The 23816-nt window shown below is 65.8% G+C and carries 20 protein-coding genes and 1 tRNA gene; 16 read left to right on the top strand and 5 right to left on the bottom strand.

All coding sequences use genetic code 11. The annotated features are described in order from the left end of the window. Window positions 1-35: 35 nt before the first annotated feature. Complete coding sequence (locus TX79_RS17385) at window positions 36-1364, top strand: oxidoreductase (RefSeq protein WP_049928896.1); 1329 nt, start codon at window positions 36-38, stop codon at window positions 1362-1364. A gap of 111 nt (window positions 1365-1475) precedes the next feature. Here the strand turns inward: TX79_RS17385 and TX79_RS17380 are convergent. Continuing rightward, window positions 1476-1548, bottom strand: a tRNA-Gln gene (locus tag TX79_RS17380). A gap of 122 nt (window positions 1549-1670) precedes the next feature. Continuing rightward, on the bottom strand, window positions 1671-2240 hold the full coding sequence (locus TX79_RS17375; RefSeq protein ID WP_049928895.1) for a homing endonuclease associated repeat-containing protein: 570 nt from the start codon (window positions 2238-2240) through the stop codon (window positions 1671-1673). An 84-nt stretch (window positions 2241-2324) separates the two neighbouring features. Here TX79_RS17375 and TX79_RS17370 point away from each other — a divergent pair, with 84 nt between their 5' ends. The 6 genes from TX79_RS17370 (at window position 2325) to TX79_RS17345 (ending at window position 11618) form a co-directional block, all read left to right on the top strand. Next, a complete protein-coding gene (locus TX79_RS17370) occupies window positions 2325-2915 on the top strand; it encodes an IMP cyclohydrolase (RefSeq protein WP_049928894.1) in 591 nt (196 codons plus the stop codon). A gap of 783 nt (window positions 2916-3698) precedes the next feature. Beyond that, the gene (locus TX79_RS17365; RefSeq protein ID WP_049928893.1) at window positions 3699-6617 is read left to right on the top strand and encodes an MEDS domain-containing protein; all 2919 of its coding nucleotides are present in this window, start codon (window positions 3699-3701) and stop codon (window positions 6615-6617) included. A gap of 226 nt (window positions 6618-6843) precedes the next feature. Then, window positions 6844-7512 (top strand): metallophosphoesterase family protein, encoded by a 669-nt coding sequence (locus tag TX79_RS17360; RefSeq protein WP_049928892.1) that lies wholly within the window; start codon window positions 6844-6846, stop codon window positions 7510-7512. A gap of 274 nt (window positions 7513-7786) precedes the next feature. Then, on the top strand, window positions 7787-8299 hold the full coding sequence (gene cysE, locus TX79_RS17355) for a serine O-acetyltransferase (RefSeq protein WP_049928891.1): 513 nt from the start codon (window positions 7787-7789) through the stop codon (window positions 8297-8299). Window positions 8300-8812: 513 nt separating this feature from the next. Continuing rightward, complete coding sequence (locus tag TX79_RS17350; protein WP_049928890.1) at window positions 8813-10861, top strand: MutS-related protein; 2049 nt, start codon at window positions 8813-8815, stop codon at window positions 10859-10861. Between the two features lie 106 nt (window positions 10862-10967). Beyond that, window positions 10968-11618 (top strand): DUF192 domain-containing protein, encoded by a 651-nt coding sequence (locus tag TX79_RS17345; protein ID WP_049928889.1) that lies wholly within the window; start codon window positions 10968-10970, stop codon window positions 11616-11618. Window positions 11619-11660: 42 nt separating this feature from the next. On the opposite strand, the gene TX79_RS17340 is transcribed toward TX79_RS17345, so the two are convergent. Beyond that, window positions 11661-11972: a hypothetical protein gene (locus TX79_RS17340; RefSeq protein ID WP_049928888.1), complete on the bottom strand. Its 312-nt coding sequence runs from the start codon at window positions 11970-11972 to the stop codon at window positions 11661-11663. A gap of 119 nt (window positions 11973-12091) precedes the next feature. Here TX79_RS17340 and TX79_RS17335 point away from each other — a divergent pair, with 119 nt between their 5' ends. From TX79_RS17335 to TX79_RS17330, 3 genes are all read left to right on the top strand, one after another. Beyond that, window positions 12092-13516 carry an amidohydrolase family protein gene (locus tag TX79_RS17335; protein ID WP_049928887.1) on the top strand — a complete coding sequence of 475 codons (1425 nt, stop codon included), beginning with the start codon at window positions 12092-12094 and terminating at the stop codon, window positions 13514-13516. 81 nt (window positions 13517-13597) lie between these two features. Further along, window positions 13598-13765: a DUF1059 domain-containing protein gene (locus TX79_RS19115; protein WP_081655636.1), complete on the top strand. Its 168-nt coding sequence runs from the start codon at window positions 13598-13600 to the stop codon at window positions 13763-13765. 77 nt (window positions 13766-13842) lie between these two features. Further along, window positions 13843-15318: a single-stranded-DNA-specific exonuclease RecJ gene (locus TX79_RS17330; protein WP_049928886.1), complete on the top strand. Its 1476-nt coding sequence runs from the start codon at window positions 13843-13845 to the stop codon at window positions 15316-15318. A 1039-nt stretch (window positions 15319-16357) separates the two neighbouring features. Here TX79_RS17330 and TX79_RS17325 read toward each other — a convergent pair. After that, on the bottom strand, window positions 16358-16744 hold the full coding sequence (locus tag TX79_RS17325; protein ID WP_049928885.1) for a hypothetical protein: 387 nt from the start codon (window positions 16742-16744) through the stop codon (window positions 16358-16360). Window positions 16745-16905: 161 nt separating this feature from the next. Between TX79_RS17325 and TX79_RS17320 the strand changes: the two genes are divergently transcribed. Together TX79_RS17320 and TX79_RS17315 are read left to right on the top strand one after the other, a co-directional pair. Then, the gene (locus TX79_RS17320) at window positions 16906-17223 is read left to right on the top strand and encodes a DUF5783 family protein (RefSeq protein WP_049928884.1); all 318 of its coding nucleotides are present in this window, start codon (window positions 16906-16908) and stop codon (window positions 17221-17223) included. 73 nt (window positions 17224-17296) lie between these two features. Further along, window positions 17297-17659 (top strand): iron-sulfur cluster biogenesis protein NfuA, encoded by a 363-nt coding sequence (locus TX79_RS17315; protein WP_049928883.1) that lies wholly within the window; start codon window positions 17297-17299, stop codon window positions 17657-17659. A gap of 502 nt (window positions 17660-18161) precedes the next feature. Here the strand turns inward: TX79_RS17315 and TX79_RS17310 are convergent. Further along, complete coding sequence (locus TX79_RS17310) at window positions 18162-19061, bottom strand: ketopantoate reductase family protein (protein ID WP_049929259.1); 900 nt, start codon at window positions 19059-19061, stop codon at window positions 18162-18164. A 679-nt stretch (window positions 19062-19740) separates the two neighbouring features. Here TX79_RS17310 and TX79_RS17305 point away from each other — a divergent pair. The 4 genes from TX79_RS17305 to TX79_RS17290 all read left to right on the top strand — a co-directional run bounded on the left by TX79_RS17305 (window position 19741) and on the right by TX79_RS17290 (window position 23783). Continuing rightward, a complete protein-coding gene (locus TX79_RS17305; RefSeq protein ID WP_049929258.1) occupies window positions 19741-21054 on the top strand; it encodes an MFS transporter in 1314 nt (437 codons plus the stop codon). A gap of 289 nt (window positions 21055-21343) precedes the next feature. Continuing rightward, entirely contained in the window at window positions 21344-22093 is a 750-nt protein-coding gene (locus TX79_RS17300) for a helix-turn-helix domain-containing protein (RefSeq protein ID WP_049928882.1), read from the top strand. A gap of 166 nt (window positions 22094-22259) precedes the next feature. Further along, window positions 22260-22916, top strand: a complete 657-nt coding sequence (locus TX79_RS17295; RefSeq protein WP_049928881.1) for a lactate utilization protein — start codon at window positions 22260-22262, stop codon at window positions 22914-22916. Window positions 22917-23102: 186 nt separating this feature from the next. Then, complete coding sequence (locus TX79_RS17290) at window positions 23103-23783, top strand: DUF502 domain-containing protein (RefSeq protein WP_049928880.1); 681 nt, start codon at window positions 23103-23105, stop codon at window positions 23781-23783. Window positions 23784-23816 lie beyond the last annotated feature (33 nt).

The raw sequence follows: 23816 nt of genomic DNA, 5'->3' as shown, positions 1-23816 counted from the left end.
GCCACGCTCTTGTACGATCCCGTGAAAGCGTGGGTATGGCGACCCTCGAGGAGCCGCTCGAGATCGGCGGCGTGACGGTGCCCAACCGGCTCTATCGCGCGCCGGTGCTCGAGTGTGCGGGCAACGGCCCCGACGCCGTCGACGCGCTGATCGAGGAACTCGAGCCGACGGCCGCCTCGGGCGTCGGCCTCGTCTGCCAGGGGGCGACGATCGTCCGCGGCGAGGGCGGCTGTGCCGCGCCGGGGATGACCCGCGTCCACGATCCCGCATTCGTTTCCCGGCTGTCGCGACTGACCGACCGCATCCACGACCACGGGAGCAAGATCTTCGCCCAACTCGAGTACGGCGGCCTGCGGAGCATGGAGACCTGGCACGCCGAGTACCGCCGGAATCACCCCGACCTCGAGCAACTCGCGGTCTCGGACCTGCCCTGGCAGCTGCGGCTGCTCGATCGTGTCGGATTCCTCTCGTACGACCCCCACGTCCTCTCGACCGACGAGGTCTACGAGTTGGCGGCGGACTTCGGCCGGTCGGCCGCCTACTGTGTCGAGGCCGGCTACGACGGCATTCACCTCGCCGGGGCCAATATGGGCATCGTCCAGCAGTTCCTCTCGCCGTTCTACAACCGCCGCGACGACGAGTTCGGCGGCTCGCCCGAGGCGCGCCTCGAGTTCCTCGCGCTCGTCCACGACGAGATCCGCGACCGGGCCGGCGACGTCCCCCTGATGACCAAGGTCCCCGCCGAAACGGAGGCCCCGCCCAGCCCGATCGTCCAACGCAAGCTCTCGCTCGAGGACGGCGTCGAGATCGCCCGTCGCCTCGAGAAAATCGGCTACGACGCCGTCGTCCCCGTCCAGGCCTCCGTCGCCTGGGACATGAGCATCGTCCGCGGCGAGTACCCCGACCGCGCCTGGGACCTCGAAGACCTTCAGGACGACTACGAGACGGTCTTCGGCGGCCCGCTCCGAAAACGGCTGGTGGCCGTCGGCAACTGGCTCGAGTCGCTCGTCTACGACTTCGACCCCGCCTGGAACGAGTCGTTCTGCCGCCGGGTTCGCGAGCAGGTGTCCATTCCGGTGCTTGCCGAGGGTGGCATCCGCGAACGCGGGCAGATGGACCGCTTGCTCGGCGACGGCGACGCGGACCCGGCCTGCGACGCCGTCGGGATGGCCCGCCCGTTCTACGCCGAGCCGCGACTGGGGGCGAGACTGCTCGAGGCCGACGACGAGACACGCGTGATCTGTGAGAGCTGTAACAACTGCGTCGTTCCGCAGGTGACGGGCGAGCCGGGTATCTGTCGCACCCCGGATGTGTTACGAGAGCGAGGCAAACTCGAGCAGGATGGGGCGTACGAGCGGGAGTGATTCGACGCCACAGTTCCGATCGACTCGAGAACGTCGTTCGATCGACCCCTTCGTTTCAACTGGAAACCGCCACCCGTGACTGGAGAACGACTCGAAATGAACCGCGAGGAGTAGTCCCGGCTGGATTCGAACCAGCGTCGAAGCCCCCAGAAGGCTTCAGGATTGGCCACTACCCTACGGGACTTGACATGTTTCGTCGGATTCCAGTTACCGACGACGTACTCGGTAGTATGGGGGATGCGTATTAGAGTGTTACGAACTGGGTCGAACCCGAAACGCGTGATGCAGGCAACTCGCGGATAGCACTCACGTGGAATCGCTTCCCGGTGGTTCGTAGTGTTCGCGTCGATGGCAGTTCGCACAGAGAACGATACAGCGGTCGATTTCGTCCCGAATGCTCGCTTTGGAGGGTCCGTTGACGACCATTCTCGCGATACCGCGCTCCTTCTCGCCGGGGTGGTGGAAATCCAGACACGCCGGTCGGGTCTCCCCGCAACGGACGCACTCGCAGTTCTCCGCCTTGTATTCGTGGAGCCACCGTCGAATCTCCTCCCGACGACGGTCCTTTCGCCGGAGTCGTTCCTCGCGATTTTTGTAGTACCACCGTTGTTGGCTCGTGAGTTCCTCCCACTCGACGTCGTCCGGTAGTTCGACCCACTCGGGTTTCGGCTTCACGTCACTGTCGCCAGTTGCACCTCGGTCGAACGTTTCTAACCCCGCGCGTTCCTTGGCTACGTTCCAACCGCCGAACACCTTCATGATCGTCGCCGACGCGGGCGTCAGCCCCAACGCCTCGTACTGTGCCTTCGTCGGCGATTCGCCGAGTCGGTCTGCCGCCTCGAGCAACGCCTCGAGACACTCCCGTTCCGTCGCCATGCCTCGCTTGGCCGGCCCTTCCGATATGAACTGACGGACCCGAGAACCGACACGCCTTTTCCCCTCTCTCGCGCACTCCCGAGCATGTACGTCGGACGCTTCGTGATCGTCGGCCCCGATGTCGGCGCGTATCGCGTCTCCTCGCGATCGTTCCCGAACCGCGAGATCAGCGCTCGAGACGAGGCGCTCACTGTCGGTCCCACCGCGGACGCTTCGGAGACGGACAACCCCTACGTCTCCTACAACTGCCTGCGGATCGTCGAGACGCCGACGGGCGAGACGGCCGCCTTCGGCAACGGCTCGCACGTCGATCCGATCGCGGAGAAACTCGAACTCGGCTACCCCGCTCGCGACGCGCTCGCCGAGAGCCTGCTGGCGCTGGACTACGAGAAAGACGACTACGACACCCCCCGGATCGCGGCGACGATCGGGGCGGACGGTGAGGCGCTGATCGGCACGGTTCGGAAGGACGCCCTGCTGGTCGAGACCGTCGACGAGCCGACGCTGGTCGCGACCTACGAGAAGAACGCCCCCGAGGCGTTCGCGTTCGCGGCCGACGACGCCGCCGAGGCCGCCAGCGAGGCCTACGGTCTCGAGTTCGAACACGCGGTCTGTGCGGCGGGCGTCGCCCGGACCGACGACGGGTTCGAGACGGCGGTCGAGAACGGCGAGTAGACGGTAGCCGGTCGATCGTCGTCGGGCGAACGGATCGATCGGACGACCGGTCGTGCGTCGGCAGCGGTTGGCCCGGAGGGAAGTATTCGCTCGCTTCGCTCACGAATAGCTCGCTGCGCGCCTCACTCGCTGTGCTCGTTTCGGTGTCTACTCACGGGCGCTTCGCGTCCGTTCGCACGGGCGGAGAGACCTTCGATCCCTCGCGGCTTGCGTCGCCCGTCTTCCCGGATAGCGCCGAGGGAGCACAGCTCCTTCGAGGATCGCGAACGCGAAGCGTTCGCTCAACGCCAGCCCCCTTTAGTCCCACCCGTGTCGGCTGACCGGTCGGGCCACGCAGGGTGGGATTGAACGGGGCTGGCTCGGTCGTATCCTTCCCGGGCGTAGGAAGGACCGCAACGGAGTGAGGGCCGTGGTTCGAGAGACCTTCGGTCTCTCGTCATCTCGCGGAACGGAGTTCCGCGACGACTCATCGGGGTAGCTTTACTACCTCGAGATCACGAAAGACCCTTCGCGTCTTTCGAACGACAGCAAGCCCCGGAGGGTCGAGCGGGCGGTCGGCAGAGCCGACCGACTTTAACGTGGCGGCGAAGCCGCCACGCGAGCCAGGGGCTTTCGTGGTAGTCTCTCTCATTTTGCTGTTGGAGGCGCGCTATCTGAACACGACCGGCCCGGAGCCGCGATACGCTTTTCACCTTCGCTCCCGTCTGCTGGTTCACCGACGACGAGCGACCGGCTTTCAACGATGAACCCGTTCTCACAACCCACGGAACGTGGAGGCGATTCATGACCGAGAAACTCACGGACCACGATCACGGGTTCGATCCGTCCGTTTCCGAGCGCCGGTTTACCGCCGCCGGATCTGCGTTCGATGTCCGCGGCCCCGTCGAACCGATCGAGAGCCACGAGGACAACGACCACTTCGCGCTCATTTACGAGGATCGACGCGAACAGTTCGAGACGGTCGTCCCGTTCATCAGGGAGGGGCTCGAACGCGGCGAGCGGTGCGTCTACGTCGCCGACGACAACCCCGTCGAGAGGGTGTTCGACGCGATGCGAGCCGGCGGCATCGACGTCGAGGCGCGCCTCGAGTCGGGAGCGCTCGCGGTGTACACGGAGGCCGAGACCTACCGGCGAACCGGCCAGTTCGACCGCGAGGCCATGGTCGAGTTCTGGGAGGACGCCCTCGCCGACGCGACGGCCGACGGCTTCGCCGGACTCAGGGCCGCCGCGGAGATGACGTGGGCGCTCGAGGCAGACGAGACGGGGCTCGACGACCTCTGCGAGTACGAAGAACTGCTCAATCCGCTCTACGACGGCGAGGAGTACGCCGTTCTCTGTCAGTACAACCGGAACCGGTTTCCTGCGGAGGTACTCAACGACGTCCTCAAGACGCATCCGTTTCTCGTCTACGACGACGCCACGGTCTGTCAGAACTTCTATTACACGCCGCCCGAGGAGTACTTCGGGCCGGAGCAGCCGTCGCGCGAACTCGATCGAAAGCTCGCGACGCTGTTCGACCGGATCGACGCGCGAACGACGCTCGAGACCCGCGAGCACTACCAGCGAGCGCTCTACGAGACGATCGCCGATCCGAACGCCTCCTTCGACGAGAAGGTCGAGGAACTGCTGCGTCTGGGACGTGAGCGACTCGGTCTCGAGATCGGCTACTTCACCAGGACCAACGGCGACGGTACGTTCGAAATCGTCGAGGCCGTCGGCGACCACGACCGGATCGAGTCGGGCGTGACCGACTCGCTCCGTGATACCTACTGTGAGAAACTCCTCGCGTCGAACGGGTCGATCGCCGTCCGTGACGCGGCGGCGGCAGGCTGGACCGACGACAACGCCTACGAGCGGTTCGGGTTAGACGCTTACTTCGGGACGACTCTCGAGGTGGGCGGCGAGGAGTATGGAACGCTGTGTTTCGCCTCCGAAACGCCGCGACGGGAGCCGTACACTGACGCCGAGCGGACGTTTTTGAACTTGACGGGCCAGTGGATCGAGTACGAACTCGAACAGCGGCGTCGCGAACGCTTCCTCCGGGAGAGCTACCGGATCACGGCCGATCCCAACCGCGACTTCGAGGAGAAACTCGAGCAGTTGCTCGAGTTGGGCCGGGAGTGGTTCGGCCTCGAGATGGGCGGCCTGAATCACCTGCCGTCGTGGGGTGGCGAGTTCCGACTGGAGAAGGGAGTCGGTCTCGGCGTCGATTCCGACGAGGAACTGTGGTCGAACCCGGGGTACGGCCACTTCTGCCGGCGGACAATCGAAACCGACGAGCCCGTCGCCATGGCCGACGTGCGCGGCACCGACTGGGAGACCGACCAGATCCACCGCGAGTTCGGCCTGACGAGCTACCTCGGGACGCGCGTGACCAACGGGGCGACGCCGTACGGGACGTTCTGGTTCGGGAGTACGGAACCGCGCGACCGACCGTTCACCGAGACCGAACGCACCTTCATCGAGTTGATGGGCCAGTGGATCAGCTACGAACTCGAGCGCGAACAGCGGGAACACCACCAGCAGACGTTGAGCCGGGTCGCCGCCGATCCCGATCGTGATTTCGAGGGGAAACTGGCGGACATCTTCGAACTTGGTTGCGAGCGCTTCTCGCTCGAGATCGGCGGTCTCGCCCGGATCGACCCGGCGACGGACTCCTTCGAAGTCGAGGCGATCCGCGGCGACCACGACAAGCTTCGGCCCGGCGCGGAGGTACCGCTCTCGGAGACGTACTGCCGGGCGACCGTCGACGACGGACCGATAGCCGACGTCACCGATCCGGAGCGGGCCGGGTTCGGGAACACGATCGCGTACGAGGAGTTCGGCGTGGAGACGTATCTCGGCACGCGGATCGACCTCGAGAACGCACCGGACCGGACGTTCTTCTTCGCGTCGACGGACGCTCGCGACCGGTCGTTCACGGACGCCGAACGGACGTATCTCCATCTCATGGCGCAGTGGATCACGTACGAACTCGAGCGAAAGCAACGCGAACGGGCGCTCGAGGAGTCGAACGAGCGCTTGGAGCAGTTCGCCTACGCGGCCTCCCACGACCTGCAAGAGCCCTTGCGGATGATCACCAGCTACCTGCAACTGCTAGAGAATCGGTACGAGGACGCGCTCGACGAGGACGGCGAAGAGTTCCTCGAGTTCGCCGTCGACGGGGCCGACCGTATGCGCGAGATGATCGACGGCCTGCTGGAGTATTCGCGGGTCGAAACCCGTGGCGATCCGTTCGAGCCCGTCGATTTGGACGAACTGCTCGCGGCGGTTCTGGAGGATCTACAACTCCAGATCGACGAGAACGATGCCCGGATCACGGTCGAGGACCTCCCCCGCGTCGAGGGCGACGCGAGTCAACTGCGGCAGGTCTTCCAGAACTTGCTCACAAACGCCATCCAGTACAGCGGTGAGGCCCCACCCCGAATTCGCGTCGATGCGACGCGACGCGGTCGGGAGTGGGTCATCTCGGTTGCCGACGACGGGATCGGCATCGATTCGGCGGATCAGGACCGCGTGTTTACCGTCTTCGATCGGCTCCACAGCCGCGAGGAATACGAGGGGACGGGCATCGGATTGGCGCTCTGTCAACGGATCGTCGAACGCCACGGCGGCGACATCTGGGTCGACTCCGAGCCCGGCGAGGGGTCGACGTTCTCGTTCACCCTTCCCGTGCGGCGAAACGCGTCAGACCGCTCGTAGACGGTCGTACGGATGCCGTCCGGCTCCCACGAATACTGGGGCACGGACGGTCGGCGTCGTTCTCGCCGTGATCGGCCTCACCAGCCTCCGCATACGGATTGCCGTACCGATGTCCCGTCGCACCTCCGTCCGAGTTCCCGGAGCGCCGGACAGGCCACGCTCGAGCGTCGGTCGTACCCTCGCCGCTCGAGCCGGCTTTATTACGCCAGCCGGGCTACGTCGGCGTATGAAGGTCGGGCTCATCTCCGACGTCCACGGGAACCGGGTCGCCCTCGAGACCGTCCTCGAGGAGATGCCGTCGGTCGATCGCCTCCTGTGTGCCGGCGACGTCGTCGGCTACAACCCCTGGCCCGCCGAGTGCGTCGACGAACTCCGCGAGCGGGACGTGCCGACGGTGATGGGCAACCACGACGCCGCGGTCGCCGGGGAGACGCCCTCCCGGTTCAACGGGATGGCCCGCGCTGGCGTCGAATACGCCGAAGCACAGCTGTCGGACGACCAACTCGCGTGGCTCGCCGACCTCCCCACTGAGCGCCACGCCTGTGACGGCCGGGTGAAACTCGTCCACGGCCATCCCGACGACCCCGACCGGTACACGCGCTACACCTACCCCCGGGAGTTCTCCCCGCGCTTGCTCGAGGACGAGGACGTCCTCGTCCTCGGTCACACGCACGTCCAGGGCGTCCGCAAGTACGCCGAGGGGATCGTCGTCAACCCGGGCAGCGTCGGCCAGCCGCGGGACGGCGACCCGCGGGCCGGCTACGCCGTGGTCGACCTCGAGGCGATGGCCGTCGACACCTACCGCGTCGAGTACGACGTCGACGCCGTGCAGGAGGCGGTCAGGGAGGCCGGCTTGCCCGAACGGATCGGCAGTCGGCTCGCTCGTGGAAAGTGACCGCCGACCGCACTGGCCGCCGGTCCGGTCGGGGTCTCGTCCCCGTCCGCCGCTCCCCAGGCGACCGGAAACGAACCTTTTACGCACCCGGATTCGGTAGATCCAGCCATGAACGACACCGGTCGATCCGGGCGTACCGTGTGGAAGCGACGGTCGGACGTCGGAGGCCGGTGTCGCTGTCGTCCTCGCGCCGGTCACCAGTCGCTTCGCCTCCGTGCCGATCCCGTTCGATCGGCCGAGACGCTTCCCCTCTCGTTCCCCTCGAGGTCGATCCATGCTCCGGCGACTGCGTGAGGACACGCGGGCGATGTGCGACCGCGATCCCGCCGCGCGGGGGTGTCTCGAGGTCGCGCTCACTTATTCCGGCGTCCACGCCGTCTGGGGACACCGAATCGCACACCGCCTCTGGGAGGCCGAATTTCGCCTCTTCGCTCGCCTGTTCTCGCACCTCGTGCGGCTGCTGACGGGCGTCGAGATCCACCCGGCGGCGACGATCGGTCGCCGGGTGACGATCGATCACGGGATGGGCGTCGTCATCGGCGAGACGGCCGAGATCGGCGACGACGTCCACATGTACCACGGCGTCACGCTCGGCGGCGACCGCAACGAACCGGTCAAGCGCCACCCGACGCTCGAGGACGGCGTTCGCGTCGGGGCGAACGCGACGCTGCTTGGCGACATCACCGTCGGCGAGGACGCCACCGTCGGGGCGGGCTCGGTCGTCACCGACGACGTCCCGGCCGGTGCGACGGTCGCCGGCGTTCCGGCCCGACGGGTCGACGACTGAGAGTGGATTCAACTCCGACTCACTCTACAGGGTGTACGAATTGAGCGCGTGATTCGAAGCGTGGATAGCTGCTCGAATACCGTCCTGCTATCGTGGACTCGAGGAGTGGCCACGCCCTCCCCAGCCGACTCGCTCGGTCACTACGTTCCCTCGCTCATCCACTGGAAGACGCAAGCGTCTTCCAAGCCTTCACTCACTCCGTTCGTGAAGACCTCGCGCGGCTTCGTCGTCCGGTCTCGAAGGTGCTCACGGGTCACTCCGTTCCCCGTTCGCTCTCCGAGGGATTCGCTCCGCTCATCCCTCGCTTCCCTCGACCGGACGACAGCGCGCGCCACTGTAGACCGGATCAGCCACAGCCGACCTGTACTGGTCGACCTGGAGTAACCGGGAACCCGATCCGGACGATGGATCGCCGGTTTCCCTGACGCCTCGTCGCTCCGTGTCCCACGATACCACGCCGACCGCCGGGCGGGAACTTTTTCTCGCTCCGGTTTGTTACGCCGCTCGAGAAGCATGGACCTCGAGGAGATTCCGGGCGTCGGCGCGAAGACCGCCCGGGCGCTGTCGGAACTCGACGATCCCGAGCGCGCGCTCCGGGCGGGCGACGTCGCGGCCATCGCGCGAGCGCCCGGGATCTCGCAGGGGCGGGCCGCCCGGATCGCCCGCGGAGCCATCCGGATGGAACACGACGACCCCGGTGGGTTCCTCGCGACCGACCGCGCTCGCGAGGTGTACCGCGAGGTCCTCGCGTTGCTCAAGGAGCGGACGGTCACCGACTACGCCGCCCAGCGCCTCGAGACGATCTATCCGAGCCCCCGCCGCTCGCGCATCGAGGAGGTCCGGGAGTTCGCGAGCGAAGCCGTCGACCGGGACCCCGATCCCGCCGTCCTCGAGGCCCTCGAGGACGTCGAACCGCTCGCGGAGCCGGGCGACGTCCGGGTTCGCGAACGGTGTCTCGCGACCGCGGACGCGGAACGCTACAGCGAGGCCCGGGAGGCGATTCCCGAACTCTCCGTCGAGGTCGTCGAGGACGCCCAGGGACTCGCGGAACTCGCCCGGGGCTACTCCACGGTGATCGCCATCGACGAGTCCTTCTCGGGCGTGACGATCGAGGGCGACGTCCGGGTCCGGCCCGACGCCCTCGAGACCCCCGCCGAAATCGTTCCCGAGCGGCCGCTCGCCTTCTTCGCCCGCAACCGCGATCGGTTGCGCGCCGCGATCGAGGTCCACCGCACCGCAGCCCTCGCGTCCGACTGCGACCTCGAGGCGCTCGAGTCGGGTCTCGAACGGCTCGACTCCGATGGGACCGTCGCCGGCGACGACGAACTCGACCGGTTGACGCGGGCCGTCGACGACCTCGACGCGGCCGTCGGCACCGCCGAGAGCGTCGCCAACGACCAGTTACGGGAGGCGATCCGCGAAGAGGACGTGACGATCGAGGGCTCGGACCTGCTCTCGCTGGTCGAGCGCGGCGCGGGCGTCGACTCGCTGCTCTCCCGGGAACTGGCCGACGAGTACGCCGCGGCCGTCGAGGCCGCCCGCGAGCACCTGATCGAGGCGCTGGACCTCGACCAGGGCGAGGCCGAAATCGCCCGTCGGATCTTCGGCGACGAGCCGACGTTCCCCGTCGAGCGCGACGAGGACGCCCTCTCGCGGCTGCGCGACGAACTGACGGCGGCCAAGGAACGCCGTGCGGGGCGGCTCAAACGCGACCTCGCGGCCGATCTGGCCGACCAGCGGACGGCGGCCGAACGGCTCGTCCGGGACGCCCTCGAGCTGGACGTCGAACTCGCGGTGGCCCGCTTCGCCGACGAGTTCGCCTGTACCATGCCGACGTTCGTCTGGCCGGACGACGCCGACGGCGGAGACGGCGACGTCGGCTTCGCCATCGAGGGCGGCCGGTCGCCGCTGCTCGACGAACCGCTCGAGGCGATCGATCCCGTCGACTACGCGGTCTCCGGCGTCGCGCTCCTCTCGGGGGTCAACAGCGGCGGGAAGACCTCGACGCTCGACCTCGTGGCGAGCGTCGTCGTCCTCGCGCACATGGGGCTGCCGGTCCCGGCCGAAGACGTTCGCCTCCGGCGGTTCGACGACCTCCACTACCACGCCAAGACACAGGGGACCCTCGACGCCGGGGCCTTCGAGTCCACCGTCAGGGAGTTCGCCGACCTCGCACAGGGCGGGGAAGGATCGCTCGTGCTCGTCGACGAACTCGAGAGCATCACCGAACCCGGCGCGTCAGCGAAGATCATCGCGGGCATCCTCGAAGCCCTCGAGGAGAACGGCGCGACCGCCGTCTTCGTCTCCCACCTCGCCGACGAGATCCGCGAGATGGCCGACTACGAGGTGACCGTCGACGGCATCGAAGCCGTCGGGTTAGTCGACGGCGAACTCGAGGTCAACCGCTCGCCGGTCAAGAACCACCTCGCGCGCTCGACGCCGGAACTGATCGTCGAGAAACTGGCGACGGAGGCGGGCGACGGCGAGGCTCGTGCAAACGGCGGCACCCCCGGCGGTCCCGAGCCGGGGTTCTACGAGCGACTGCTCGAGAAGTTCGAGTAACGACCCCGTCGACGACTGTAAGGGATCGTCGTGGCGGCACGCCCGGCAATTCGGGTTCTGACCCGTACCTTCAACAGTCACCATCCCGTCATCGGCGCGTATCAGCATGACGTCGCTTCGTGATCGGCTGGTCGACCGGCGGGACGTTCTCGCGAGAGCCGCCACGGCTCTGGGGTCGATCGGCCTCGCTGGTTGTCTCGACGCGCTCGGTACGAACGAGGAGTCGGCCGACGACTCGAGCGGCGACGACTCGTCGGAACCTGCGGACGACGGTTCGAGCGAAGACACCGGCGACGGTCGTTCGAACTCCAGTGACTCCGACGACGAGGAATCCGACGGCGACGGCGAGGAGGTTCACGCGGAGTACGACTCGACCGAGGTTCGCGTGGAAACGCCCGACGGCGAGGAACTGGGGTCGGTGACGGCAGCGATCGCCGACACCGGGGAGCTGCAACGGCTCGGGTTGAGCGACACCGAACACCTCCCCGAAGACCGCGGGATGCTGTTCGTCTACGACTCAGTCGCGGAGCGGACGTTCATCATGCCGGAGATGGACTTCGGGATCGACATCGTCTTCGCCGACGACGAGGGCGTCATCACCGAGATCCACCACGCACCCCAGCCCGGGCCGGACGAGGACGGCAGCGAACACCGCTATCCCGGCCGTGGTCAGTACGTCCTCGAGGTCAACTACGAGTGGACGGCCGAACGCGGGATCGAGGAAGGCGACGTGCTGGCGTTCGAACTCGAGGGGTAGTCGACTCCGCCGACGGCAGTCCCAGTCCCATTCCCGCTTCTCTCACTCGAGCGGTTCGAACCGGTGCAACACGGCGGTATCGTCGTCGTCCCACTCGAGGTCGTGCGCGCGTTCGATCCGCCGTTTGTACGACTCGAGGTCGGGCGATCCCTCAGCGCGGGCGTCCTCGTCGGTCAAATCCCCGAGACGGCGTTCGGTGACCTCCAGGAGTTCGAACGTCGTTCCCTCTATCTCGAAGGTATCGCCCACCGAAGCGTGTCGGTCGCCGCGGTGGATCTGCGTGATCTCCCCCTCGAGCACGCTCGCTCGCAGTCGTTCGGCCGGTAACAGGTCGCTCGCGTCGATCGTTCCCATACCCGGACCGAACGGGTCCGGGTTAGTAACTGTGCCGGGTGCGTTACCAACTCCCGCCGGGGAACGGCTCACTCGAGCGCTCGGGATGGGTTTAGATACCTCGTGGACGAGGCTCCGATATGGACGTCGCGATCACGGAGACGCTGGCGGTGACGATGGCCGACGACCGCCTCGGGATCCTCGAGGACGCGACGGTCGCCGCCGAGGACGGCGAAATCGCGTTCGTCGGTCCGTCGTCGGCCTTCGACGGTGATCCCGACCGGACGATCGACGGCTCCGGCCGGGTGACGATGCCCGGGCTGGTGAACGTCCACGCCCACACCGATCTGACGCTGCTTCGCGGCGGGGCACAGGACGTTCCCGAAATCGAGTGGATGAACCGGGCGCTCGGCCCCCTCTCCGAGGCGCTACACCCCGCGGATCGAATCGCGGGGGCGCGACTGGGCGTCCTCGAGGCGCTCCGGTCGGGCGTGACGACGATCGGCGAGTACGCCGGTGACGTCTCCCGCCTCGTCGAGGAGGTGTACGACCCGATGGGCGTCCGCGTCGTCGCTGCGGAGACGATCAACGCGGTCGCCGACGACGGTACCGACGGCGGACCGGACGACCCGTACACCTTCGATCCCGATCGGGGGTGGGCGGCGCTCGAGCGGAACGAATCGCTGTTCGACGAGTACGGCGATCACGACCGCGTTTCCTGCCTGTACGGCCCGCAGGCGCTCGATATGGTCCCGCCCGAGCTACTCGAGGCGATCCGCGACCGCGCCAGCGAGCACGACCGGGGAATCCACATGCACGTCGCCCAGGGTGACCGCGAGCGCAGACAGATCGAAGCCCGATACGGGGACGGTGAGACGACCGTGAGCGTCCTCGAGGACCTCGGGCTGGTCTGCGAGCGGCTGCTGGCGGCCCACCTCCACGGGGCCACGGCGTCAGAGCGGGAGCGGCTGGCCGATGCGGGGGTCCGGATGGCCGCGAACCCGAGTTCGATCGCCGCCATCGACGGCGTGACGCCACCGATCGTCGAGTACCGCGACCACGGCGGCATCGCCGGACTGGGCACTGATCAGGCCCCGGGATCCGGCGGCCACGACTTCTTGCGGGAGCTTCGGACCGCGGCACTGCTCGCGAAGACCGACCGCACGGATCCGACCGCGTTCCCGGCCTGGACCGCGCTTCGGGTCGCCACCATCGATGGCGCTCGAGCGCTCGGCGTGGCCGACCGCGTCGGTTCGCTCGAGGAGGGCAAACGCGCCGACGTCGTCGTCTACGACCTCGATCACCCCTCGACGGCACCTACCGTGACTGACCCGCTGCGAACGGCCGTCCCGAACCTCGTCTACGGAGCCAACACCGGACTGGTCGAACACGTGCTCGTTGACGGCGAGGTCGTCGTCGACGGCGGCGAGATCCGGACGGCCGACGAGTCAGCGATCCTCGAGGCTGCCAACGACCGTGCGGCGACAATCTTCGACCGAGCCGCCGACGAGTGGTGGGCGGCCGATTCTACCCTCGTCGATCGCGTCGCGGACGGCTGGCTGTGACGCCCCTGGGGGGCTCCCGTCGTCGTTCACCCGAGCTATGCAAGTAGTACTCCTACCCGACGACGCGACGAATGCTGTGGTATGACATACCAGTTCGAGTGTGAGCGCGGGAACTGCCAGTTCCTGGTGCGCTCGAGCAGCAGCGAGGAGGTAAAGCAACTGGTACGTGCCCACGCACGGACGGTTCACGGCGGGCGGATCGATCCGGTGGACATCGAACGTGGCATGGAGCGGATCGAGACGGCCTGAGCGTTCGGGCTCGCATCTCGGTGCGGGGCCGACGACAGGTCCGCACCTTTTTCACGGAGAGCGCACCACACTCGGCTATGACCGGGCCGGTTCCCGACCTCGCCGATCGCGCCGTCACGTGTGCGGACCGTCTCCTCGAGGCCGATCGCGTCCTGCTCGCTTCGCACATCGACGCCGACGGGCTGACTAGCGCCGCGATCGCCGCGCAGGCGCTCGAGCGGGCCGGGCTCCCCTTCGAGACCGTCTTCGAGAAACAACTCGACGAGGCGGCTATCGCCGCCATCGCCCGGACCGACTACGAGACCGTCCTCTTCACGGACTTCGGGAGCGGCCAGCTCGACGTCATCGCCGACCACGAGGATCGCGGCGCGTTCACGCCGGTGATCGCCGACCATCACCAGCCCGCCGACCGGGACACCGAGTACCACCTCAACCCGCTGCTGGTCGGCATCGACGGTGCCTCGGAACTCTCCGGCGCGGGCGCGAGTTACGTACTCGCCCGGGCGCTCGCCGAGCGCGTCGACGAGCACTCCGTCCGAGCCGACGGCGGTGCGGCGGTCGCCGGCCCGGCCGACGGAACCGCTTCGGATAACCGCGATCTGGCCGCCCTCGCCGTCGTCGGTGCCGTCGGCGACATGCAGGCCTCCGGCGGCGAACTCCACGGGGCGAACGAACGGATCGTCGAAGAGGCCGTCGACGCGGGCGTCCTCGAGACCGGTACCGACCTCGCGCTCTACGGGAAACAGACCCGACCGCTCCCGAAACTCCTCGAGTACGCCACCGACGTCCGGATCCCCGGCATCTCGAACGACGAAGCCGGGGCGCTCCGGTTTCTCGAGGACCTCGACCTCGAGTTACAGTCCGACGGCGAGTGGCGTCGCTGGGCCGATCTCACCAACGAGGAGAAGCAGGTCGTCGCCAGCGCGCTGGTCAAACGCGCCGTCTCACGGGGTGTCCCCGCCTCGAAGATCGACCAACTGGTCGGGACCAGCTACGTCCTCTGTCGCGAACCCGTCGGCACGGAACTGCGGGACGCAAGCGAGTTCTCGACGCTGCTCAACGCGACCGCCCGCTACGAACGGGCCGACGTCGGCCTGGCCGTCTGTCTCGGCAACCGCGACGGCGCGCTCGAGCGCGCCCGGTCGCTTCTGCGGAACCACCGCCGAAACCTCTCGGAGGGGATCGACCTCGTCACGCAGGACGGCGTCACCGAGGAGGACCACGTCCAGTGGTTCCACGCGGGCGATCGCATCCGCGAGACCATCGTCGGCATCGTCGCGGGGATGGCGATGGGCAACGAGGGGATCAGCCGGTCGAAGCCGATCATCGCCTTCGCCGACAAGAACGAGGACGAAATCAAGGTGTCCGCCCGCGGTACACACAGCCTCGTCCGGCAGGGACTCGACCTCTCGACCGTGATGACCGAGGCCTCCCGAGCCGTGGACGGGGACGGCGGCGGGCACGACGTCGCCGCCGGCGCGACGGTCCCACGCGGTGCGGAACGGGAGTTCGTCGACTACGCCGACGACATCGTCGGCGACCAACTCTCCTGATACTCCACTCGTTCTCGTCACACCGTCCCGGTGTTCGTCGACGACCCAGTGTGCCGATCGCTGCGTCTCGAGGAGACTCGATACCGTCCCATAGGACGGACACTGCCCTGGATCTGTATTCGACGCTGTCGATCGAGGGGACGGATTCGAGCCAATTCTGTATCGCGGCATGTGCTTTATTCCTCACTCTCCCTTCGATTTCTCTCTCTCTCTACGGACCAGCTCCTCGATCGGCCGTTCCAGTCGGATAGAACCGCCAACTCGTCAGAATCGACGAACGAACGTGAACGTCTGGTCGACTCCACTGTGACTGTCTGTTTCGCCAACGAGCTATCGATCGGTGTCACGCTCGAGGGCTGGAGTTCGCTCGTCCGAAGCAGCGTTCGCGAGATTCCACACGTGCGCGTAGGATTCGAGGCTGCTGGTGTACGATGGGTGCGCCCACCGGCCGTCCGGTGGGGGGCCGTCCGTTCGACCCCAGTTACTCGAGTTTCTCGAACCCTGTCCCCTGGGTTAGAACGGGACTAGTCGTCGTGCGTCTTCCTGGCCGGTATCCCTCGGGTCGAAACCAGGGTGTTCGTGTTCGCTCGTGACCGAACGCCGCCGAACCCCCCGATAGAATCGATCTACTCGACTGCGAGCGTGACGCGACGGTCCTGTGGACGTGGCAGTAGTCGGGTCGATCGAGGCTGTCTTCCACAGTTCACCCCTGCGGGGGAACCCGACGGTAGCGACCGGGGAATCCAGTGTTCGGATGGCCCACCGTGACGACTCTCTCGAAGGTGTTCGAGGAGGTGGGTCCACTGTCGTCGGCCACGAACGTCGGTGCGTGGGCGTTCGCAGTCAGGCCCCGCTCCGGGAACTCGAGCCATCGATTCTCGACGCTCACAGATCTCCAGCGGTAAGCCACTGCCGAATGTGTGCACGGCTCGAGTTCCCGATTCGACGGGTTCTGACGCCGCTATCGACTGTGTGGGGATTTCGGTCTGTGCTGGGGATAAATCATATTCTGCTATACAAAATATGGTTCATCTGGTCTTCAGCGAGACCACTTGCCGTTCGGAACGAAGTCCGAGAACGAGACGTCCTCGAGGACGGACGCTACCTCGATCGGATCGGACGGTTCGTCGACGGCGTCGTGGACGCGTTGCATGCACTCGTGCAAGCCGTCGATGGCAGCGCGACGCGTCGAGACGCGACCGAGTACGTCCATGATCGACTGATCGGCGAGCGAGTATCGGCACCGCAGTTCCCAGTAGCACTCGAGTCCGAGCGACGGATGACACCGATTCGCCGTCGTTCGGTCGGCGACGAGTTCGATCGGAACTCGTCTGCAGCGGTAGGCGAGACGGCCGTCACACAGCTCGGACGGCCCCCATCCTGGCGGGAGCGCTTCCCGCGGGATGGGTTGCTGATCGGGGTGCATATACCTCGATATCGACGGTCGCGGGGGTGGGGGTTCCGCTTGCGTACGCCTGCTCTCTAATAAGTAACCGATCGTCTGTCACGGATCCTGAGGGTGTGATCGCGCGCACGCGTGAGTGATCGATCGTCCGACTTTTGTCTTCGCTCGGCGTTCGATCGGATATGACCGATTTCGACCCGGAGAAATTCGAGGACAAGTACGTCCACTACTTCCCCGAACTCCAGCAGGCCTACAAGAACGCGTTCAACCGGATGAACGACCGCTACGACTCCGAACTCGTCCACGCCATCGACCAGCAGGTGTTGAACGAGAGCGAACCGTTCTACGAGGGCGACGGCGAGTTCCGCGTCGAACTCCCCGACGACCCCTACGAGCGCGTCTCGGGCGTGATCGTCGAGGAGGAGAAGTTCGACCAACTGCTCGAGAAACACGTCGCGGAGATCGAGTCGGAACTCCAGCGCGTGTTCGGGTTCGCGTGACGGCGAAGGCGGTGTGCGGGTCACGAACATGGAGGACGGAAGGTTTAGGGGCACTGACGCCTAACGACCTCCCATGAGCACCGAAACTCAGGACGGGGACGACCTCGAGGAACGCGTCTCGAACTTCCTCCGACGCAACTTCCCGCAGATCCAGATGCACGGCGGCAGCGCAGCGATCCAGGACCTCGATCGGGAAACCGGCGAGGTCTCCATCGCACTCGGCGGTGCCTGCAGCGGGTGCGGTATCTCGCCGATGACGATCCAGGCGATCAAGAGCCGGATGGTCAAGGAGATCCCCGAAATCGAGAAGGTCAACGCCACCACCGGCATGGACGGCGGCAGCGGTGGCATGGGTGGCGGCGGCATGAGCCCGTCGTTCCCCGGCGAGACCGTCGACGACGGTGAGGAAGACGAAGGCCCCGAAGCCCCGTTCTAACTCCGCGAGTCGCGTTTTCGATTCTGTTTTCGTTCCCTCGAGCCGATCGGCCGTCGATTCGAGGGCTGGTTCCGCGTTTCGGTAGTGGTCGGTAGGTTCGCTCGAGCGGACTGAGATCGGCTCCCCGTGTCGGGCAGTTCGGCGTCTCTGCGGTGATGTCCCGTTTGCACGCTTTCGAAGCCGGACGATCGGCTGCTAGTTGCGGAACTCGGTTGTTCGATCTCGATCGGGTGGCTGCCCACAGATCTATCGTAGACGCTGGGTGTCGGCGTCCGAGAACGCCGTCGGTTTGCGGGTTCCAGCACATTTGGTATAGCGATATATGATTCATCCGGGTGTCTGCGTCAAATACGGCCCGTTCCTCCTGCAAAATGATTTCCTCTTCTCAGGGCGTCTCAAAGGCATATTTGACGAACGAGGAAGAGGCGAGTATTCGTCCGACCCCGGTCGTCGACGACGCAGCCGTCGAACGGCGCAACTGGGTTTCCGATCTCGAACCGGGCTATCGGAGCCCGCGTTCCCGTTCCCAGGACCGGACGAGTGCGGTCAGCGTCCGGTTCGTGGGGGCCGCCAGCCCGTGGTCGGCCGCGCGCTCGAGGACGTAGCCGTTGATCGCGTCGATTTCGGTTCGGCGGCCTCGCTTTCGGTCCTGACGCATCGAGGACGTATTGGCCGCGGTGTCGGTCGCGACGCGTTCCATCGCCTCGATCGCCTCCTGGTCGGACAGCGACACGCCACACGCTCGAGCGACGCGAGCTGTCTCGCGTGTGGCCGCGCGCGAGGTTTCGTTCGTCGGGGACTCGACGACGGCCCCGTTGTCGACGTCGGCGAGCGCCGTCACCGGGTTGATCCCGGCGTTGACGGCGAGTTTCTCCCACAGTCGGCGGGGCATGTCGTCGGCGACGGTCGTCTCGAGGCCGACACCGTCGAACGCCCGCCCAACGCGGTCCGCGAGTGTCGATCGCCCGCCGCCTCGCGGCCCGAGGACGATCTTACCCAGTCCCGTACACGCGACGACCCCGGGCTCGCGCAGCACCGCGCCGTAGGTCGCCGTCCCGGCGAGGACCGGCGCGTCGACGTGGTCCGCGAGACGCTCCTCGTTTCCCATCCCGTTTTGCAGCGAGAGAACGGCTTCGAACGATCCCGTTGCAAGCGTCTCGGCCGCAGTGGGGGTGTCGAAGGCCTTGACGGTGACCAGCGCCAGGTCGGCCTCGAGGTTGCGGCCGTCGGTCGTTGCATCGGGGAAGACGTGTCGGTCGACCGCGTCGGTGATCTGCAGGCCCGCATCGGTGACGGCCGCTGCGTGGTCGCGTCTGGCGACGAGCGTCACGTCGTGGTCGCGTGCGAGCAGTCCGCCGACGAGGCTCCCCAGGCTTCCGGCCCCGAACACGACCGTGTCCATGCCGAACAGTGGCTCGAGCGCCGTCAAAATCCTTTTCTTCCTGATTTACTCGATTCTGGCTCGTTCGGCCGATGTTCGGCTGTTTCCGTAGTGTTTCGATGGTGTCGGTAGATCGGCGCTCGTTCGCTGATAAACCCCATAATGCGATACAAAATTACTTCGCCGTAGAAGTTGCGACTGCTTCGCTCGCCACAGACCGAACCGTCCGTCGCTGTGAGAGTTACTCTCGATTTCTATGTGTTGTCTGTCATCTAATGTCATTGGACGTGCTCATCCGACACCTATAAGAAATTAACCAGTGTTGGCTGACTCAGGTCCGTCCTATGACCCACTTGGCTGCACGCCGATTCATTCCTCTCGTTGCAGTCGTCGCAACCGCGTAGCGACGGCCGGATAGCAGCAGCACTCGGGTCGCCTCAGTTCACTACGGGTTCCGTAGTCGCATTTACTCGACATGAACACTACCACAGATGCAGACCGCCACCAGGTCTCTGGTCGTCACCGATCAGACGCTCTCTGGACGCCGAATCGGATCGCCCCACGAGCCAGCACCAGTCGATCGCCTATCAGTAGTTCTCTCTCCCGCCGCCCGGACCCACAGCTGTAATCCCTGCTGGGATGGAACGTCGCTCGCCTTTGCCGATAGCTTACTGCTGTATTTCCCGTTGGAGGGGTGGCCATGAGCCAGCAACAGGACGCAGTGACCACTGCAGACACGGAGCAATCGTCGCTCTGGAACAACCGGGATTTTCTCCGTCTGTTGTTCGGGCGGTTCGTCACGAACGCTGGCGATAGCCTCTACACGATTGCTGGTACGTGGCTCGTATATGACCTCACGGGGTCGAGTTTCTATACAGGTCTCGCCGGAGCGTTGCTTCTCTTGCCACCAGCACTTCAGTTCGTCTCTGGGCCCCTCGTCGACCGATGGCCGCTCATCCGGACTCTCGTCTGGACGCAGCTACTTCAGGCCGTTCTCATTTTATCGATACCCGTTGCGGCCTACTTCAATCGCCTCACTGTCGAGTTGGTTCTGCTGACGATTCCGCTCCTCTCGTTTCTGAATCAGTTCGTGTATCCCGCTCAGAACGCGGCACTTCCGCGAATCGTCGATAAGAGCCAGTTGACTCGTGCCAACTCCGCGTTCTCGTTCGCCAATCAGGGAACGAACATGGTGTTCGATGCACTCGGTGGTGTCCTCATTGCGCTGCTCGGGGCGGTTTCGCTGTTCGTTCTCGATTCAATCACGTTCGTCATCGCGGTGCTCTCGTTCGTCGGTGTTACCGTTCCCGAGCGGTCCGAGACGACCGACGAAGGGCCTGCAATCGACGTCTCCGGATATCTATCCGACCTCCGAGATGGAGTGCAGTGGCTTCGAGGGACGGTGTTCACCGAAATGATGCTCACCACAGCGGTCACTAACTTCGGCACCGGAGTGATGCTCGCTGTACTCCCAGGGTTCGCAGCTGCTCGTGGTGGCTCGATACTCTATGGGGCCTTACTCGGGGCAATCGGGGCCGGGGGGCTCATCGGCGCGCTGGTCGCCTCCCGACTGACTCACATCAGGTACGGCCTCATCCGGATCTTCGGACTCGGAATCGGATTCGTCACGTGGCTCGCCGCGGTCTACGCACCTTGGCCGGCACTGACGGTCGTTTTGTTTGCTCTGACGGGCGTGCCGATGGGTGTCACGAACGTGATGGGTCAGACGCTCCTCCAGACGGTTGCCCCCGAGGATCTCCTCGGCAGGGTCACGTCTGTCGACGCGAGCGTAGCAACCCTCACGGTGCCGCTCGGGTCGCTCCTCGGTGGCGTTGCAGGGAGTGCCTTCGGAGTCGTTCCGACGATGGCAGCCGCTGCGTTCAGCTTTGCGTTCGTCAGCCTCTATTTCGGCTTCCGACCTCGCTTACGCCGCCTCCCAGCAGTTGACAATATTACAGAAGAGAGGTTTCTCCGCCGCGAGACGGCCCCATCGTCGACGGATAGCTCCGAGTAGGACGGTAGGTCTCCTCTCGTCTTACTTGGCTCGGCAAAAGCCCTCGGAGGGAGTCCAAGCATCCCGAACCGCGCTGCGCGATGGGTTTCGCGCCCTCGCGGAAACCTCGTACGACCACTGGCTGGCGTATCGGTCGATCACACTGTACGATCGCCAGTCGCTCCCACCCCTCGAAGACGACGTCTGCACCGTTTCCAGCGGGTAGTCGCACACGGAGCGAGCGCTTATCCATTCACCGACGGACGCGATACGACCCGCGTATTATGTTCGGTCGATCCCTACAGTACGTATGCGCGAACTCGCCTTCGCACTCGAGTACGAGCCCGGCTGCAACAGGGTGGCGGATACCCTCGCCGATCACCCCGACGCCCGGATCCGATCGCTGTCGTTACACGCCACCGCCGAGTGCCTCTGGCGGGTCGACCACGCTACCGGCGAGCCTGCCGCCCTCGAGGCTATCGAGGACGCCTTCCTCACTGCCGACTACTACGCGGACTGTCTCGCGACCGGTGACTGCGGTGCCGTCCAGACTACGCGCGTCCTCGAGCACGCCGAGGACACGCTCGTGCTCTACTCCTACTGGGAGCGGACCGCCAACTGTGCCTCCGTCCCCCACATTGCGCTCGAGCACCTCGGAACCGGCGTGTTGTTCGAGACGCGCCACGAGGGTCGCCACTACACCTGGCGGATCATCCACTCCGGCGAGGGCGACGCGGGGGCATTTTTCGACGACCTCGAGGCTGCTGTCGGCGACTGCGCGCGGATGGAGATGCTTCGGACCGCCGACGCCGAGCCGTCGGGGCGCGAGTCGGCCGCCGACGCGAGCGAACTGCCGCCCGAACAGGACGCCGCGCTCCGGGCCGCCGTGGAACACGGCTACTACGAGTCGCCGCGGGCGGTCGACGTCGGCGATCTCGCCGACCACCTCGACGTGCCGCGATCGACGCTCACCTACCGACTGCGACGCGCCGAGGAGTTCCTGGCAAAGCGGTACGTCGCCGACGAGCAGTTCGTGAGTGAGTCGTCGCAACCGCTCTAACGGCGTCGGTCCGACGGGTTCGGTATGCACAACTGATCGACTTCTTCCGTGTGATAAACTCCGGGTTAGCGAGTAACACCGGCGCTAGTAGCCGACATCCGTGTCCGCGAGCGCTTATGGGGCCGCTCTGACTATCGACTGGTGTCGATAACCCGCGCGATCCACTATGTCACAGCAGAAACCCGACTACGTAGACGAAGCCGACATCGACGAGTCGCTGGACGAACTGCCCGCCGAAGCGGACGTCGAGGAGACCGTCGCGAACCTCGAGGCCAACGGATTCGACGTCGTCGTCGTCGACACCGCCGAAGACGCGCTCGCGGAACTGCAGTCGCTCATCCCCGCCGGCGCGTCCGTGATGAACGGCCACTCGACGACCCTCGAGGAGATCGGATTCGTCGAGTATCTAAGCGAGGGCGACCACGAGTGGGAGAGCCTCCCCGACGAGATCTGGAGCATCGACGACGACGCCGAGCGCCTGGCCGCTCGCCGCGAGTCGCAAACGGCCGACTACTTCCTCGGCGGCGTCAACGCCATCGCGAAGACCGGCGAACTCGTGGCGGCCGACCGCTCGGGCAGCCGCATCGGCGCGTATCCCTTCGCCGCCGGGAACGTCGTCATCGTCAGCGGCGTGAACAAGATCGTCCCGACGCTTTCCGACGCACTCGACCGACTCGAGACGGTCGCCTACCCCCTCGAGAACGAGCGCGCCAAGGAGGCCTACGGCGTCGAATCCGCGATCGCGAAGCAACTCATCTTCCGGCAGGAACTCGAGGAAGGACGTACTACCGTCGTTCTCGTCCGCGACCGCTTCGGCTATTAACTGACCCAGCGGTTCCGAAAAAACGCCACTGTTGGAATCGCGGTTGGTTCTGGCGGTGACTACCGGGATCGGAAAACGAGTTCCGTCGGACGCCTGCCGACGGCGAACTCGACGGTCGTCGTACGTGTCGAAACGTTGAACTCGTTAGCAGACCGAATTCCGCTACAACCAACCGCCGATCACCCCATGTCCTCCTGGCAACGAGATTTCTCCCGCGGACTGATCGTCCTCGCTCCGATCCTCGTCAGCGGCTACCTCTGCTACGTCCTGTACGGGTTTATCGACGGATTCACGCCGAACGCTCTCGGCCTCGAGTGGCTCCTCGAGTCGGTCATCGAGAACGAAACAGTACGCGCCAGGCTGCTGGCGTTGCTCCGGGTCGCGCTCTCCGTGGGGGTGTTCCTGGGTCTGCTTTACGTGGCCGGGGCCGTGGTGCGGACGGCGCTGGGTACGGTCGTCGAGCGAGCGATCGATACGAGTGCGAACGCCCTCCCCGGCCTGCGGGTCGTCTACAACGCGTCGAAGACGGCCGCCGAGACCGCGGTGAACGAGCAGACGGAACTCCGACAACCGGTCAAACTCGAGGTCTGGGACGATATCCGCCTGACGGCGTTCCAGACCGGTCACTCGACGGAGAACGGGAACACGCTCTACTTCGTTCCGACGTCGCCGAACGTGACGAGCGGTTTCCTCGTCGAAGCCGATCCCGACGAAGTGATCCACCTCGACGAATCGTTCGACAAGGCGCTCGGTCGCGTACTTAGCGGTGGGTTCGGTACCGGCGCGGGGACCGACCGAGATGACGGTAGCTCGATCGGGATCGTCGACGGTACCGGTCGGATTCCAGACGGAGACGACGACCGATAGTTCGACCCGCCGAACGAGATCTCGGCCGCCATC

This window comes from Halopiger goleimassiliensis (assembly GCF_000455345.1).
Taxonomy (GTDB): domain Archaea; phylum Halobacteriota; class Halobacteria; order Halobacteriales; family Natrialbaceae; genus Halopiger_A; species Halopiger_A goleimassiliensis.
Note: the sequence above shows the minus strand (reverse complement) of the source record. Positions and strands in the feature narration are given on the sequence as shown.